The 798-nt window shown below is 67.4% G+C and carries 2 protein-coding genes; both read left to right on the top strand.

Features of this window, described 5'->3' with window-relative positions; translation table 11 throughout:
* Nucleotides 1–421: periplasmic heavy metal sensor (locus GEV06_28765; protein ID MPZ21836.1), on the top strand; the 421-nt coding region annotated here is incomplete at its 5' end.
* Nucleotides 422–480: 59 nt separating this feature from the next.
* On the top strand, nucleotides 481–798 hold a 318-nt coding region (locus tag GEV06_28760), incomplete at its 3' end, for a biotin/lipoyl-binding protein (protein ID MPZ21835.1).

The following is a 798-nucleotide window of genomic DNA, read 5'->3' as shown; positions in this document are numbered from 1 at the left end:
GGGTGGCTGGCGCGGGCGCGGTGGACATGCGTTCATGGGCGACCGCTTCCCCGCGTTCCGCCACCTGGATCTCTCGGACGAGCAGCGCGAACAGATCCGCGCGATTCATGAGCAGCATCGAGACGAGCGACAGGCGCTCTCCGAGACGCTGTGGCCTGCGCGCGAGGCGCTGACCACCGCCGCGATGGCTGTGCCGGTCGACGAGGCCGAGATCCAGGCGCGGGCTGCCGACCTGGCTGCGGCCAAAATGGAGGCTGCGGTGCTGCAGGCACGCATTCAAGCCGAAGTCTTTCAAGTGTTGACGCCCGATCAGCAGGAGAAGGCGAAAGCCTGGCATGCGGAGCGCCAGCAGCGTCGCGCTGAATTCCACGAACGCCGTCTCGAGCGACAGCAGTCTGGCGAGCAGCCACGGCAGAACTGATCGACGAGGAGCGGTAGGGCGCGGCTTTAGCCGCGCCGCCGCTCCCGAGGAGCGATGACATGAAGCTCAAACTGGCAGCAGCGGCAATTGTGACGGTGGCGCTCGCCGTGTCTGTTGCCTACTACCGATCGGCTGCCGCCAGCGCGGAACCTCGCCTGGTTACGGCGAACGTGACACGTGGTCCCGTCGTGGAGACGGTGGAGGCCACGGGCACCGTCGAGCCCGTGGACGCGGTGGAGGTTGGCAGTCAGGTGACCGGGACGATCCAGACGCTAGCGGCAGACTTCAACGACCGCGTCACACGCGGCGACGTGATTGCGACGCTCGACCCAGCGTCGCTCGAGGCGCAGGTTCAGCAGGCGGAGGCGAGCGTGCTT

The sequence above is a fragment of the Luteitalea sp. genome (assembly GCA_009377605.1).
Classification (GTDB): domain Bacteria; phylum Acidobacteriota; class Vicinamibacteria; order Vicinamibacterales; family Vicinamibacteraceae; genus WHTT01.
Note: the sequence above shows the minus strand (reverse complement) of the source record. Positions and strands in the feature narration are given on the sequence as shown.